15 protein-coding genes are annotated in these 14292 nt (G+C 40.2%); 6 read left to right on the top strand and 9 right to left on the bottom strand.

Features of this window, described 5'->3' with window-relative positions; genetic code table 11:
* Nucleotides 1–14: 14 nt before the first annotated feature.
* Entirely contained in the window at nt 15–2468 is a 2454-nt protein-coding gene (locus ACNURT_RS14855) for an alkaline phosphatase family protein (RefSeq protein WP_419698340.1), read from the bottom strand.
* 17 nt (nt 2469–2485) lie between these two features.
* Nucleotides 2486–3322 carry a hypothetical protein gene (locus ACNURT_RS14850; protein WP_419698339.1) on the bottom strand — a complete coding sequence of 279 codons (837 nt, stop codon included), beginning with the start codon at nt 3320–3322 and terminating at the stop codon, nt 2486–2488.
* Between the two features lie 255 nt (nt 3323–3577).
* Between ACNURT_RS14850 and ACNURT_RS14845 the strand changes: the two genes are divergently transcribed.
* The 5 genes from ACNURT_RS14845 to ACNURT_RS14825 all read left to right on the top strand — a co-directional run bounded on the left by ACNURT_RS14845 (nt 3578) and on the right by ACNURT_RS14825 (nt 7795).
* Nucleotides 3578–4705, top strand: a complete 1128-nt coding sequence (locus ACNURT_RS14845; RefSeq protein ID WP_419698338.1) for a winged helix DNA-binding domain-containing protein — start codon at nt 3578–3580, stop codon at nt 4703–4705.
* 117 nt (nt 4706–4822) lie between these two features.
* Nucleotides 4823–5377: a carboxymuconolactone decarboxylase family protein gene (locus ACNURT_RS14840; RefSeq protein WP_419698337.1), complete on the top strand. Its 555-nt coding sequence runs from the start codon at nt 4823–4825 to the stop codon at nt 5375–5377.
* An 83-nt stretch (nt 5378–5460) separates the two neighbouring features.
* Nucleotides 5461–6087, top strand: coding sequence for a pyridoxamine 5'-phosphate oxidase family protein (locus ACNURT_RS14835; RefSeq protein WP_419698336.1), 627 nt, complete (start codon nt 5461–5463; stop codon nt 6085–6087).
* Complete coding sequence (locus ACNURT_RS14830) at nt 6084–6968, top strand: helix-turn-helix domain-containing protein (protein ID WP_419698335.1); 885 nt, start codon at nt 6084–6086, stop codon at nt 6966–6968. The genes ACNURT_RS14835 and ACNURT_RS14830 overlap by 4 nt, the downstream gene beginning before the upstream one ends.
* Before the next feature lie 50 nt (nt 6969–7018).
* On the top strand, nt 7019–7795 hold the full coding sequence (locus ACNURT_RS14825; protein WP_419698334.1) for a DNA-formamidopyrimidine glycosylase family protein: 777 nt from the start codon (nt 7019–7021) through the stop codon (nt 7793–7795).
* 115 nt (nt 7796–7910) lie between these two features.
* On the opposite strand, the gene ACNURT_RS14820 is transcribed toward ACNURT_RS14825, so the two are convergent.
* The 4 genes from ACNURT_RS14820 to fbaA form a co-directional block, all read right to left on the bottom strand.
* A complete protein-coding gene (locus tag ACNURT_RS14820) occupies nt 7911–8507 on the bottom strand; it encodes a hypothetical protein (RefSeq protein WP_419698333.1) in 597 nt (198 codons plus the stop codon).
* Between the two features lie 73 nt (nt 8508–8580).
* Nucleotides 8581–9012 carry a GNAT family N-acetyltransferase gene (locus tag ACNURT_RS14815; RefSeq protein WP_419698332.1) on the bottom strand — a complete coding sequence of 144 codons (432 nt, stop codon included), beginning with the start codon at nt 9010–9012 and terminating at the stop codon, nt 8581–8583.
* Entirely contained in the window at nt 8972–9484 is a 513-nt protein-coding gene (locus ACNURT_RS14810) for a low affinity iron permease family protein (RefSeq protein WP_419698331.1), read from the bottom strand. The genes ACNURT_RS14815 and ACNURT_RS14810 overlap by 41 nt, the downstream gene beginning before the upstream one ends.
* A 90-nt stretch (nt 9485–9574) precedes the next feature.
* On the bottom strand, nt 9575–10654 hold the full coding sequence (fbaA, locus tag ACNURT_RS14805) for a class II fructose-bisphosphate aldolase (RefSeq protein WP_370996414.1): 1080 nt from the start codon (nt 10652–10654) through the stop codon (nt 9575–9577).
* A 277-nt stretch (nt 10655–10931) separates the two neighbouring features.
* Between fbaA and accD the strand changes: the two genes are divergently transcribed.
* Nucleotides 10932–11777, top strand: a complete 846-nt coding sequence (gene accD, locus ACNURT_RS14800) for an acetyl-CoA carboxylase, carboxyltransferase subunit beta (RefSeq protein ID WP_370996413.1) — start codon at nt 10932–10934, stop codon at nt 11775–11777.
* A 75-nt stretch (nt 11778–11852) separates the two neighbouring features.
* Here the strand turns inward: accD and ACNURT_RS14795 are convergent, their stop codons facing one another.
* From ACNURT_RS14795 to ACNURT_RS14785, 3 genes are all read right to left on the bottom strand, one after another.
* Complete coding sequence (locus ACNURT_RS14795; RefSeq protein WP_419698330.1) at nt 11853–12080, bottom strand: hypothetical protein; 228 nt, start codon at nt 12078–12080, stop codon at nt 11853–11855.
* Between the two features lie 47 nt (nt 12081–12127).
* Nucleotides 12128–12616: a hypothetical protein gene (locus tag ACNURT_RS14790; protein ID WP_419698329.1), complete on the bottom strand. Its 489-nt coding sequence runs from the start codon at nt 12614–12616 to the stop codon at nt 12128–12130.
* A 429-nt stretch (nt 12617–13045) separates the two neighbouring features.
* Entirely contained in the window at nt 13046–14182 is a 1137-nt protein-coding gene (locus tag ACNURT_RS14785; RefSeq protein ID WP_419698328.1) for a cysteine desulfurase family protein, read from the bottom strand.
* Between the last annotated feature and the right edge of the window lie 110 nt (nt 14183–14292).

Below are 14292 nucleotides of genomic sequence, written 5' to 3'. Positions count from 1 at the left end.
GTCAATTGGTTAAATCAATCATCATCGTCTTTCTTTTTCTGCTCTAATAATACAAAAGCACTTCTTTTAGGTGCCGGCATTGTGGAATGTTCGCCTTTTACCGATTTCCAAACTACCTCGTTCAGATCAAGATCTGGTACTGCATCTTCTTTAGCAAAGTTGAAGGATTCAGAACGTCTGCTGCTTTCGTTGTTGGCAATATTCCGTCTTTCCAGATCAACCTCTGCCGGTTTTAATTGATAAGGTGTTACATCAGCCTTACTGGTAAAACATTCATATAAAGGCATTGCTCCGGCATCATATTGGCTCATTGGCGGCAAGCCCAATATAAGCTCCATGGTTCTCAAAAAGCCCGAAGTTGAATACATGGTATGTACAACAGCGTTACGTTTTACATAAGGGCCCACTACGAATGCCGGTGACCTGTGGGCGTCGATATGATCTGGACCGTTTTGAGCGTCATCTTCCAGTATAAATACAACAGATTCTTTCCAGATTGGGCTTTTAGACAGATGTTCAATAAAACGGCCTATAGCCAGGTCATTATCCGCAACTGCAGCAACCGGTGATATCTTACCTTTCTTTTGTCCGCTGGTATGGTCATTTGAAATACGAATGGTATTAAACTGCGGTACTGCGTTAATAGTAAGCAGTGAATCAAAATCGTGTTGCCATGCATCAACCCTAACCTGGTCTTTTATATCCAGATTAAAGCCAGGTGATTGCGGACAAATATGCCCTTGCAATGTTTTAATATTTGCCTTGCCATCATCACTAAATTCACCGTAACTACGATAAGTAATACCGGCCCGTTTACAATAATCCCATATAAAGCCGTCGCGTGGATAAGTTGCCGGCCGACCTCCTTCAAAGCTGGTGCTGCCACCACGACTGCCGTAGCTGGTTGGCCAGGTCTTTTCAATTACATCAGTAGCGTACGCTGCCATGCTCCAGTTATGCCCATCAGCACTTACTTCAGCATCAACATAAAAATTGTCAAGCAATACAAACTCACTGGCTAAAGCATGATGGTTAGGCGTTACATGTTTCCCAAATAAGGTTAAAGAGGTATCCCCATTGCCGCCTGGCATATCTCCTAAAACCTGGTCATAAGTGCGGTTTTCCTTAATGATATAAAAGATATGTTTAATGGGTGATTTTTCGCCCAGTTTACGTGGGATGGGATTTCCGGCCTCACCATCTGCAGTTATGGTTCTTTTGTTTGTAAATGGTGTGTTGGCATAAACCTGGTGAGTGTATTGTTTCAACTGCTCTGGTTTCGGCGCATCAATAAAAGATAGCGAGCCTTTAAATAAACCCGCGATATATTGTAACCGGTTGTTGGCCGTACTTCCTGTTTGGTATCCACTATTATCTGCTTTTGAAATGGGTTGAGGGCCTTGTGGATTGGCCATAGAACTTAGCCCCTTTCCGTTAGTTACCAATATTTTATTGCCCAATGTTTTTACATTGGTAGGATACCAGCCCACGGGGATAAAACCCTGGCTTTTACTATAACCTGGCTTTGATACATCAAAAACAGCCAGGCAATTATTATCGGCATTAGCAATGTATAGTGTTTTTTCATTAACACTCAAGGCCAGTCCATTGGTGGTTGAACCTGTAAGTTTTGTTGGATATAATGTAGTGGCAACAGTTTCAATTGCCTTATTACTAATGGTATTGATGATAGAAACCGTATTATCATTAGCGTTAGCTACAAACAGGTAGTTGCCTTTTTTATTCAAAAGCAATTCATTAGGATGGTCGCCGGTAGTTATTCTGTTTTCAATGGTTTGAGTTGTGGTATTCACCACAGTAACAGCCCGGCCACCCCAAAGCGAAACATATAGTTTTGTTTCATCAGGAGATAATACACAGCTGTAAGCTATTGCCGGTAACTGCACTTTATTAAGGATCTGTTTTGCCTGCGGATCAATTATATAAAGTGTGCTGTCTTCCTTAGTTACTGTGTATAATTTGGTGTTGTTCTTATTTACGGCGATACCTGTAGGGCATATTTTACCTTTAGGCCATGGCGTACCCAGCTTTATGGTATCCGCCTGGTTTAATTTATTATCCTTTAGGTGAAAATCCAATATCCAGTTATCATTACCCCCCGACGCGTACAGATGTTTTTCGTCGCGGCTAAAGGCTAAGCCGTACCATGATTTACCCAATACCCGTTCGTCCAGCAATTTTTCGGTTTTAGGATCTATGAGCTGCAAAGATTGTGTACTCTGGCCATTATTGGTTACTGCAAGCAATTTGCCGGATGTGCTTAGCTGCATATTTAAAGGCAGATCACCCAATGTTAAAGACCGCCCGGCCGGACTTAATTTCCAGCCATTGGGAAGTAATACCTGCCCTGTGCCTTTAACTTTCCCGGGTATCTGTGCAATTACAGATGCGCCGACGAATACGCTTAATGCTGTAACAAAGCTTATTTTTTTAATTGAACTAAACATAGTAGTTTAAGTAAGTATTAATGCAAGTTAAATGATATTTGAGCCCTTATCGTATATCCGTTTTGTGATAATGTTGACAAATCCCTCACCGCTTCAGATGGTATAACATTACTATGCGTAGCATAAATAATAGGGCCACCACAAACAGAGAAGCCAAATCTTGAACCAGAAGGAACGTAGTTAATGGAAGGTCCGACTAATAACTTGGCCCCTCCTTCTGCCTCATCTGCTTCCCAAAAACCTTCCAGATCCTCACCTACAGCTTCTACACCACCAAAAAAGTTGCCTGTAATACGGTGATGGAAACCGAAACTGGTTACCAGATCAATTCCGTCCCGTGATTTATCAAAAGCTTTTTCAAAGCGGAAGTTCCCCGCAAATCGCCATGATGCAGCATCAAACGAAGCAGTAACCCGGCTGAATATTGACTTAACATTTGTCCAGTCGCGACTACCACCTAAGCTAAGCCCTATGCGTGGGCCAAATGGCTGTTTGCCGCCAATAAAATCATGCATTAATTCTGCTTGTTGCGCGCTGGTTGTGCCGCCATCGCGTGCAAATCCAACAGCGGCATTGGCATATAATGTAAACCTGTTACCCAGGTAGCCTTTAACAGCTAATTGTTGATCAACGCCGTCATAACCAAATGGTGTTAGGGTACGTTCGCCATAACTTCCGGAATAATTTAAACTCCAATATGGAGAGTTGCCGGTTAACGTATTAACAGAAAACAGGAATGGTTGCGGAGCTGCAGTTATGAAATTCCCGGTAGGGTTTATAGAATGATCATTTTGTGCCTTGCCGGCAAGGCTTAATGTCAATAAAAGCAGAATAAGGTAAAGCTCTCTTTTCATGATGTGAAATAACCCCCTTTATATTAACCCATAATTAAGTCAAAGTAAACATAATGTTTAGCAGGCTTTTAACTATGATTTTGTTACAAATACTACCATGGAGAAAGTAATATGTTTTATTCCATAGCTTTTTTTAAATGTAATTAAAAATCCAATTGTTACTCCTACGCCCAATATTGAATACTTTATAAACCCTTATTTAATGTCATGAATACTTGTTTTATGGTTGTCATGTAAACCCAATTTAACAAAATTATGATATCTTTTGCTACTGACAAACTGCTGTCATTCCTGAACATTAATTTTAACTTTATAGATCAAAGAATCATTATGAAGGATAATTATCTGGCTGCTCAACGGGTTTATAATCAACATATTTATAACCCTCAATTTAGTAATCCTGAAGATGTTGTTAAACACATGGTAGCTATGCAGGCTCAAGATTACGCCGGAGCTAAATGGGCTGTAGCTTTACGGATGGCTAACACCAGCGAAGAGGTAATAGAACAAGCTATAACAGATGGCAAAATATTGCGTACCCATTTGCTGCGGCCCACCTGGCATTTTGTTTCGCCGCAGGATATCAGGTGGATACTGGCTCTCACTGCACCCCGCATTAACGCTATTAATGCAGCTATGAGCAAAAAATTTGAACTCACTGACCACATTTTTGCCAAAAGTAATGCAGTGTTGGAGAAAGCTTTGGCCGGAAATAAGCAACTTACACGACCAGAGTTGGTGAATGTGTTTGAGCAAGCAGGGATTGCTACCGACGAACTCAGGTTTACGATATTATTAATGAGAGCCGAGTTAGACCAGGTAATATGCAACGGCGGAAGAGTTGGCAAACAATTTACTTATGCCTTACTTGATGACCGGGCACCGCTGATGCCAGCCTTAACCCGGGAAGAGGCACTAACCAAACTGACCCTCGGTTATTTCAACAGCCGGGGACCTGCTACCCTGCACGATTTTGCAAACTGGTGTGGTTTAACGGTGACCGATGCGGGTATAGGGCTTGAGTATGTTAAGTTGCAACTGATTAGTGAGGTGATTGATGGCCGCCGGTATTGGATGCCGAATAATACGAAGGAAATGCCATCGCCAAAAACAAAAGCCTATTTATTGCCGGCATTTGATGAGTTTGCCATCGCTTATAAAAATCGTGACGCTTTGGTAAATCCAAAATATCTTAAACAGGCACGACACGTAATTTTTGATCCGGCGATAGTGGTTGACAATCAGGTGGTGGGTACCTGGAAACGAACGCTCAAAGCTAAATCTGTTGATATCAATTTAAATCTGTTTGGCCCATTAAATAAAGCACAGGAAAAAGCTGTGGAAAAAGCCATATCCAGTTACAGGAAATTCCTTTTTCCATAGGTAAAGGTATATTCCCGGGAAAATTGTCCATGTACTAACGAAATTCATCCATGTTACAGCAAAGCTCTTGTATGCAATTTTGTATTGTCAATAACGACAAACCAAAAAGACATGACAATGGCACGTTTAAAAGCAATAAATCCTGACGAAGCAACAGGCAAAACAAAAGAATTATTTAATGCTATACAAAGCAAATTAGGCGTAGTGCCTAACATGATGCGCACAATGGGTAGTTCCCCAGCATTGTTGCAAGGTTACCTTGATCTGAACAATACCTTATCCCATGGCTTATTGGGTGCAAAAACCGGCGAATTATTAGCGCTGTCAATAGCCGAAAAAAACACTTGTAATTATTGTTTATCAGCACACTCTTATATCAGCGAAAAACTGGTTCATATTGATACCAGCAGCATTATTAAAGCCCGTCATGCAAATTCAGCTGATGCAAAAATAGATGCGGTTCTCAAATTCGCTAATGTATTAATTACTAAAAATGGCCTGGTTAATGACAGTGACGTTGAAACTGTAAGAGCTGCCGGTCTGTCAGAAGGTGAAATTGGCGAAATTGTTGGCCACGTTGCATTGAATATATTAACCAACTATTTTAACAATACCGCTGATACCGTAATTGATTTCCCGGTCGCAAAACCACTACAGGATATTGAAGCTTAATGATCATATTTAGCTAACAGTAAAAGTCAACAGCAAATGCTTTGGCTTTTGCTGTATTATTTAACTTTACTAAAACTATTGTTATGAATTATCCAAAAATGGCTTTTACCAATGCCGTAAAAGATTTTCAGGAGCGTTATGGTAGCCGTGCGAGTTATGGCCGGATGGAAGAACATCGTTACACTGATGGATTAACGGAAAGCGAAGAGGAATTTATCGCCCGGCAGGATAATTTTTATATGTCGACCATAAGTGAAAATGGCTATCCTTACGTTCAGTTTCGTGGTGGGCCAAAAGGCTTTTTGAAAGTAATTGATCAGGAAACACTTGGCTTTATTGATTTTGGCGGTAACAAGCAATATATTTCAACAGGTAATTTAGCTACCAATAATAAAGTAGCGCTATTCCTTCTTGACCAGGCGGCCAGGACAAGGTTGAAAATATTTGCCGAAGCCAGTGTACTTCCAATTGAAGATAACTTATATCTATATGACAAACTTAATCTCAAAGATTATAAATTTAAAGCTGAAAGAATAATACTGTTTAAAGTAAAAGCATACGACTGGAACTGTCCGCAACATATAACGCCGAGATATACTTTGGAAGAAATTCAGGAAGAATTTGCCGCACAACATGAATATATAAATAAGTTAAGAAAAGAAACCGCTGATTTAAAGGCACAATTAGCTAATGCTACAAATAACAAATGACCGGTACTCAAAATACGTTTACATTGACAGACGAGCCAAAGGGGAACCTCGCCTTTAAGTTATTTTGGTTTGATGATAACAGCCATTTTGATCATTTACAACGCCATAACTATTTCTCGCTCATTTGGATCAAAGAAGGATCGGGAATATTGAAATCAGATTTTTCTGAATACAGCTTTGAAGCTGGCCGAATGTTGGCTTTTTCGCTTTATCAGCCGTTCATGTTATCAGCGAAAGAGCCGATAAAGGGCGTAGCCATTCAGTTTCACCCTGATTTTTTTTGTATTCTTAAACATCATAAAGAAGTATCATGCAGTGGTATCCTATTTGATAATATATACCGGCCCCCTTATGTAATGGTTGATGCTGTAAACGAATCGCTCTTAAATTTACTATTGGAACAAATGAAAGCCGAAATGCTCAATAAAGCCCTGGCACAGTATGAGATACTGATCTCCTATCTTAAAATATTCCTGATAACAGCATCCCGTTTAAAAACAGAGCAACAGGCTATTTTACACCAGCCAGATAAGGACTTCAAAGGGCCCTATATACTGCAGGATCTGAAGGATGCCATTGAAACGCATTTTAAAACCAAACACAGTGCCAGCCACTATGCCGATATGTTGAATATTTCGGCGAAGGCCCTGGCTCGTATCACTAAAACCCATTTTAATAAAACAATCAGTAACCTGATTGCCGAACGCATTATTATTGAAGCGAAACGCGAATTGTATTTAACTAATAAACCGATAAAGGAAATTGCCTACGAATTAGGCTATGATGACGAATACTATTTCAGCAGATTTTTTAAGACCAATGCCGATGTATCGCCGCAATTATACCGGGATACAGTTGGTTATGGTCGTGCGAGCGCTTAAATTAAAACTTATCCCGGTATATTTGGTTTTTACATAAAGTACCTTTAATCATGCCTGAATTACCCGATCTGCAAGCATTTAGTCACAACCTGGATAAAAAATTAGCCGGAAAAACGGTTAAACATATTGCCGTTATCAACGCTAAAAAATTAAATGTGGGCCATCAGGAGCTCAAGCAAACGCTCGAAGGTCAGAAACTGGTTAAGGTGTACCGGGAGGGCAAGGAGCTTCACCTTAAATTTTCAAAGGGTGATATCCTGGGTTTGCATTTGATGCTACATGGTAAGCTATTTTTGTTTGAAGGTAAAAACGAAAATAAATACCCCATCATTGAATTGCACTTTACTGATGGTACAGGTTTAGTGCTGACAGACTTTCAAGGGATTGCTACCCCCACCTTAAACCCTGAAGAAAAGGAAGTGCCCGATGCCTTATCAAAAGACGCCGGTGTTGACTATTTAACCACCCGTCTGCAAAAAACCAAAACCAATATCAAAACCATATTGCTCGATCAAAAGATCATTCGCGGTATAGGCAATGCTTATGCAGATGAGATCTTGTGGCATGCAGGCATATCGCCAATGTCCATCAGCAATAAGATTCCGGAGCATAAGATAAAGGAACTTGTTAAATCCATCCATACCGTACTTACTGATGCCGAAAAGGCTATCCTGAAAGCCAACCCGGATATTATCAACGGCGAAGTAAGGGACTTTATGCATATCCACAATTCAAAAAAGACTCATAGCCCCAAAGGCGAAAAGATAATTGTGAAGGAAGGTACAAGGAAAACGTATTATACCGAAGAGCAGGAGTTGTATAGTTAATTATGCCTTTGTTTGTCATCCTGAGTGCAGCGAAGGATCTATTCACGTACATGTATGGTGCATAATAGATTCTTCGCTGCGCTCAGAATGACAAAATTGTAAGAATTGAAATGTCCTATTTCAGCTTCTTTACCAGCACATTAAAATCAGCCCCAACAACGGGTATCTTTTTCCAAATAGCATCCATGTTTTTTTTATAATAAGTGCCACCATTGAGCACTCCGCATGAAAAACCGAGTTCTTTACGGGGTTGTGTTTTTAAAAATTCTACGGCAACCACTATATCGCCTTTTACCTCCACCTTGTACGGTGCCAGATCAACAGTGATCAGTTGGTTATTCATTAATGGCTCATTAGGGGCCTTTTCTCTTATGATTACCCCCTTTATTTCTTCTTTAACCAGGTTATTGCCTTCCGGTAATTTATCGCCCATGGCATATACATTTACTTTAAACGGGATAGTATCCTTGCCCAGGTTATCAACATGAAAGTTCAACTTAAGCAATTCAACTGGTTTATGACCTGCATTCATCCTGATACCTACCTGTGCACCCTGTACAACATTGAATGAGTTATTGGTGGTTCCCGATCGTAATTTATTGCCTATTGTTTTTGTTTTGTCCTGCGCCAAACTATTAAAAGCGGCAAAACAAATAAAACAGATAAACAATAATTTAAATATTTTGGATAGCGGCAGGCAATGATTGATCATAAAGCAGTTTAAAATGATGTTAATTAAAAGCAAGACGAAACCATGTGCAAATTGGTTGCATGGTTCCCTCCTTTTATTTCCTGATCATTTTATAATGCCAGATACCGGCCTCCTCAAACTCAGGACCTGTTTTTTCAAAATTAAATCGCTCATACAAGGATACGGCCTGTGTTTGCGCGTGCATGTAAACATAAGTAGCTCCGGCAGGCAGATCATCCAGAACGGTTTGAATCAGAGCCTGCCCTATTCCATGACCACGGAATTTTTTTAATACGGCAAAACGTTCCAGTTTATAACCTTTGTCTGTTTTTCGCCAGCGACAGGCACCTGCGGGTTCGCCATCAATAGTAGCCAAAAAATGGGTCGATTCATCTTCAAACTCCCATTCTAATTCAGGAGGGCAGTTTTGTTCAACTACAAAAACTTCGCGTCTTACGGCAAAAACTTTATCGAGGTCGGTTTGCTCAGTTACTTTTCTTACCTCTAAGCTTGAGTTTATGGGCATTATAATGCGGTTTGGTTTTAAGTATAGTTAGTTTCGCGTTATGATTCTCTTCTGCAGCATCAATAGAGTGGGTGCAGGTGAGATCATCTTCCTGCTCGGCAAGTATCGATAACTGTACATAAAATTTATGCAGTTGGTCAAGCTCTTGTTCGTTCATCTCCTCAATATCCACCATCCGGTTGCTGGCACCCTGATGAGAGGCCAGCAATTCATTTAATTTTAAGTGTACTGCCTTTGAATCCTTGTTTTGCGATTTTTGGATCAGGAAAACCATTAAAAAAGTAACAATGGTAGTACCTGTATTGATAATAAGCTGCCAGGTATCAGAGTAATGAAATATAGGCCCCGTGATACCCCATACAACAATAATGCTTACAGCAGTTAAAAAGGCCCCGGAACTACCTGTGGCAATGGTTGCCCAGTTGGCAAAACGTTCAAATAAATTCTTCTTTTTTTTAGCGATCTCTGCCATACAGGTAAATTATCAGGTTTGGAAAACGCTTGTAAAAACAAAACGCCATTACAACAAATGTAACAGCGCTTTGTTAGTTTTTGATGAATATTATAGTTTGCTGTTTACATCAACGCAATTAAGGTCTTCAAAAGCAGCGGCTAAACGTTTTACAAAAGTTTCTTCGCCTTTGCGTAACCATACGCGCGGGTCGTAATATTTTTTGTTTGGAGAGTCTTCACCTTCTGGGTTACCTATTTGGTGCTGCAGGTAAGCTTCTTTTGATTTGTAGTAATCTTTAATACCTTCCCAGTATGCCCATTGCATATCGGTATCGATATTCATTTTAATAGCTCCGTAAGAGATAGCTTCGCGGATCTCTTCCTGGCTTGAACCAGAACCACCGTGGAATACAAAGTTGATAGGCTTTTCGGCAGTTAAACCAAAAGTTTTTTTCACATACTCTTGTGAGTTGTGTAAAATAACCGGTTGTAATTTAACATTACCTGGTTTGTAAACGCCATGCACGTTACCAAAAGCAGCAGCTACGGTAAAACGAGGGCTCACTTTTAAGAGGTGTTCGTAAGAGTAAGCAACATCTTCTGGTTGGGTATATAAACGTGAGCTGTCAACATCGGAGTTGTCAACACCATCTTCTTCGCCACCGGTTACGCCCAACTCAATTTCAAGGGTCATACCTAATTTAGCCATACGGGCCAGGTATTTTGCAGAGATCTCAATATTTTCTTCGATAGGCTCTTCAGAAAGATCAAGCATGTGTGATGAGAAAAGTGGTTTACCGGTTTCGGCAAAGAATTTTTCGCCATGATCCAACAAGCCATCAATCCATGGTAAAAACTTCATAGCAGCGTGGTCTGTATGTAAAATTACGGCCACGCCATAATGTTCGGCCAATAAATGCACATGCTTTGCAGCTGATACAGCGCCTAAAATACAGGCCTGAAGTTTTGAATTATCTAATGATTTACCGGCGTAAAATTGTGCACCGCCATTTGATAGTTGAATAATTACCGGAGAGTTTACCTGTTTGGCGGTTTCCATAACCGCGTTAATGGTGTTGGTGCCAATAACGTTTACCGCAGGTAAAGCAAACTGATGCTTTTTAGCAACCTCAAATAGTTCCTGCACCTGATCACCGTGCAGAACACCTTTATAATTTTTTAAATCCATGAGCTTTTATTTGGGCCTCGAAGTTATCATTTAGATGTGAGATTTGAGATATTAGATTTAAGATTTTTAATTCTTTTTGGAGTTTTAGCATTTAATGGAGTCTAAAACTTATCTCATATCTCAAATCTCGTGTCTCAAATCTATATTTTTGATTTTAGTGTAAATAAGACACTTGAGTATAAAATGAATAAATTGGTCTCATATCTCCAATCTTATATCTCATATCTAAAATATTTTTTCGTTTCTTTGTAGTCAATTGAAAGAGCTCGACATAGATATGGCATGGTTTAAACGAGAGTTGAAAGGGATAATTACAACTACTGAGGAAAAGAAAGAAGCTCCCGATGGGATCTGGAATAAATGCCCTAATTGTAAGAAGCCCTTGCATTATTCTGAGCAAGTTGAAAATCAATACGTTTGCCACTACTGTGGCTACCACCTGCGTATAGGTTCAAAAGAATATTTTGCAGTATTGTTTGATAATAACGAATTTACAGAGTTATTCCCGGATTTAACTTCGGGCGACCCGCTGCATTTTGAGGATACTAAAAAATACACCGACCGTCTAACAGAAACCCAAAAGAAAACAGGGTTAAAAGACGCCATACGCGCAGGAGCAGGTAAAATTGACGGACAAGACCTAGTTATTGCTTGTATGGATTTTAACTTCATCGGTGGTTCCATGGGATCGGTAGTTGGCGAAAAAATAGCCCGCTCCATTGATTACTGTATCGCTAACAAGGTTCCGTTCCTGATGATATCAAAATCAGGTGGTGCAAGAATGATGGAAGCAGCCTTTTCATTAATGCAGATGGCTAAAACATCGGCTAAGCTGGCCTTACTGTCGCAGGCTAAAATTCCTTATATTTCTTTACTCACTGATCCAACTACAGGTGGTGTTACCGCATCATATGCTATGCTGGGCGATATCAACATTGCCGAACCTGGTGCATTGATAGGTTTTGCCGGCCCGAGGGTTATTAAAGAAACCATTAAAAAAGATCTGCCGAAAGGATTCCAAACCGCCGAGTTTGTACAGGAACACGGTTTCCTTGACTTTATTGTCGATCGCCGGGAAATGAAAGAAAAACTGGCATCATTTATCAAAATGATGGCTAACTAAAATATTGTTCAGCTAAACAACAAGAAAGGTCATTCATTTTGAATGGCCTTTCTTGTTATCGATAGCCGTTGTCAGTTACTTTCCTATAGTACCATCTAAAGCGCCACGACCTTCAACTTCTTGATCAGGAAGATCAGCAAGGCTACCATCTTCATTCAAAACATTAAGGTTCTTTTTATCAGGGCCTTGTTTTTCAAGATTGTTTTTGCTTTGAGTAGTACTGGTGTCTATATTCCGGGTACTTTCCCTTGCTTCCTTATTGTTATTTTGCTGATTTTCGCCGGGATTTTCATAATTATTCATCTTCTTATCCTCCATTATAACGTTTTCAGTATATCTAAGAGAGACCATTATATCCCTTCTGTACCTGGCTCATGACCCAGCATCCGGTCGGTAGTGCGACCCTGCGGGCGGCTCTCGAAGTCCATTTTAGCGGGCCCTTCAGATGGGAATTCTTTTTTGTTAGGCGGATTTACATCTATATTCTCGCTATATGAGGTATCGGCTCCACGGGTTGGCTGATCAACCTCCTGCTGGCGTTGATATCCCGAACCTTCATTATTTGTTTCACCCTCTTCCGGTATCTCATTGCCGTCGTCTTCCTCTGGCACTTCCTCAGGAACGTCATATTCCTCGTCCTCGTCGTTTAGGTCTTCCTGATCAAAAGTAGGCTCTAGCTCGTCGCTGTAATTGCCTTCGTCCTCTTTCAATTCGTCATTATCAAGTTCATTACTGTTAAAGTCGTCCTCATTCTGGCCGGCGAAAGAGTTGGTATTATTGTCGAAATCATTACGATTATTATCCTGGGAATCCCAGGCTTCTTCATTATTCAGTATCATAGGTTTTTCAATTTAATAGTTAATTGATAAACCAATCGGGAAGGGATATTGTTTTTTATATTATCCAAATAGGATAATTTATTTCTGTTAAAGAAATTGTCAGCATCGGAAATTTCCTGCTTCCTAAAACTTTTTAAGCCCCTAATTTTAACACTTTTCGGCTGAAAAAAGAGGCAAAAATCATTCAAAATCATTTAAAAAACATCCATTTTAACACTTTTTAACAAGTTTCAACATGGTTTTGCACAATTTTCAAAACTTTAAAAAGTATTAATTATAGATTATCAAATAACTACATGCCAAGCGGTTAGTTTTTGCCTTGTTTTTCCCTTAACTAAACAGCCCGGTTACCTTAAAAAGATAACCGGGCTGCGAGTTATATAAATGTACTAAAATTTCTGGGAGATCTTTTAATATAGTTTCAGAAAATTAAGCGTTCACCGGGCAAAGCTCACGAACTTTTGACACAACGTAATCAACTTCTTCCTTGGTGCTGTATTTGGAGAACGAGAATCTTACCGATGGTTTTGATGAACTTGCTCCAATAGCGGTAAGCACATGCGAGCCAATGTCGGTACCTGAGCTGCAAGCACTGCCGCCAGATGCCGAAATACCTGCTATATCCAGGTTAAACAACAGCATATCCCCCATTTCCATTTCCGGGAAAGCTACGTTCAATACGGTGTATAAACTTTTCTCCGGATCTGTTTCGCCATTAAAGCTAATGCCGGGGATCTGGTCTGTCAGTTTACCCATCATATAGGTTTTAAGGTCCTGTATGTGGTTGCGGTGCTGCTCCATTTCGGCATAAGCCAATTCAAGCGCCTTAGCCAGGCCTACTATCCCATAGATATTCTCGGTGCCGCCGCGCATATTACGTTCCTGAGCACCACCATAAATAAAGGGTTTTATTTTAATACGATGATTTACGTGTAAGAAACCAACTCCCTTTGGCCCATGCAGTTTATGCCCTGCACATACCAAAAAATGCGCTTTTAACTTACTCAGGTCGTGCTGGTAATGACCCATGGTTTGTACGGTATCGCAATGATAAATGGCGTTGTAAGTCTCACAAAGATCGCCGATACGGATCATATCAGACAGGGTGCCAATTTCGTTATTGGCATGCATGATTGATACAAAGCTGCGCTCATTATTTTTCAATAACGTTTCCAGGTGATCATAATCAACATTGCCCTTGCTATCTACGTCAACAAAGCTCAGCTTAATAATGCCCGATTTTTCCATCGCCTCCAGCGTATGCAGCACCGCATGGTGCTCTATATGACTGGTAATAGCGTGGGTAATGTTATGATCAACAATACCGCATCGAATGGCTGTATTATCGGCCTCCGTACCGCTTGAGGTAAAAAAGATCTCGGCAGGTGAAGTGTGCAGTAAACCGGCTATGGTTTTGCGTGCCCGCTCGATCAGTGTGCGTGCTTCGCGACCGTGGGCATGGATAGATGAAGGGTTACCATAATGGTTCTCCATCACTTTGTACATTTCTTTTAAAACCTCCGGATCAAGCGGTGTGGTGGCCGCGTTATCAAAGTATACACGCATCTCTCTTACAATTATTGATTTATTGAATTAGTGAATTAGTGATTTTTGAAAAAGTTTTTAATCCTTGTTCAAAAACCCTTACTTCAATTTCGTAATTATTGAATTAGTGA

The organism is Mucilaginibacter sp. NFX135 (assembly GCF_048565145.1).
GTDB lineage: Bacteria > Bacteroidota > Bacteroidia > Sphingobacteriales > Sphingobacteriaceae > Mucilaginibacter.
The sequence above is the reverse complement of the archived record's forward strand: the minus strand, read 5'-3'. Positions and strand labels throughout refer to the sequence as shown.

Coding starts and splice junctions, on each gene's coding strand:
- ACNURT_RS14855 (WP_419698340.1), bottom strand. CDS start 2,468: ATGTTTAGTTCAATTAAAAAAATAAGCTTTGTTACAGCATTAAGCGTA.
- ACNURT_RS14850 (WP_419698339.1), bottom strand. CDS start 3,322: ATGAAAAGAGAGCTTTACCTTATTCTGCTTTTATTGACATTAAGCCTT.
- ACNURT_RS14845 (WP_419698338.1), top strand. CDS start 3,578: ATGATATCTTTTGCTACTGACAAACTGCTGTCATTCCTGAACATTAAT.
- ACNURT_RS14840 (WP_419698337.1), top strand. CDS start 4,823: ATGGCACGTTTAAAAGCAATAAATCCTGACGAAGCAACAGGCAAAACA.
- ACNURT_RS14835 (WP_419698336.1), top strand. CDS start 5,461: ATGAATTATCCAAAAATGGCTTTTACCAATGCCGTAAAAGATTTTCAG.
- ACNURT_RS14830 (WP_419698335.1), top strand. CDS start 6,084: ATGACCGGTACTCAAAATACGTTTACATTGACAGACGAGCCAAAGGGG.
- ACNURT_RS14825 (WP_419698334.1), top strand. CDS start 7,019: ATGCCTGAATTACCCGATCTGCAAGCATTTAGTCACAACCTGGATAAA.
- ACNURT_RS14820 (WP_419698333.1), bottom strand. CDS start 8,507: ATGATCAATCATTGCCTGCCGCTATCCAAAATATTTAAATTATTGTTT.
- ACNURT_RS14815 (WP_419698332.1), bottom strand. CDS start 9,012: ATGCCCATAAACTCAAGCTTAGAGGTAAGAAAAGTAACTGAGCAAACC.
- ACNURT_RS14810 (WP_419698331.1), bottom strand. CDS start 9,484: ATGGCAGAGATCGCTAAAAAAAAGAAGAATTTATTTGAACGTTTTGCC.
- fbaA (WP_370996414.1), bottom strand. CDS start 10,654: ATGGATTTAAAAAATTATAAAGGTGTTCTGCACGGTGATCAGGTGCAG.
- accD (WP_370996413.1), top strand. CDS start 10,932: ATGGCATGGTTTAAACGAGAGTTGAAAGGGATAATTACAACTACTGAG.
- ACNURT_RS14795 (WP_419698330.1), bottom strand. CDS start 12,080: ATGAATAATTATGAAAATCCCGGCGAAAATCAGCAAAATAACAATAAG.
- ACNURT_RS14790 (WP_419698329.1), bottom strand. CDS start 12,616: ATGATACTGAATAATGAAGAAGCCTGGGATTCCCAGGATAATAATCGT.
- ACNURT_RS14785 (WP_419698328.1), bottom strand. CDS start 14,182: ATGCGTGTATACTTTGATAACGCGGCCACCACACCGCTTGATCCGGAG.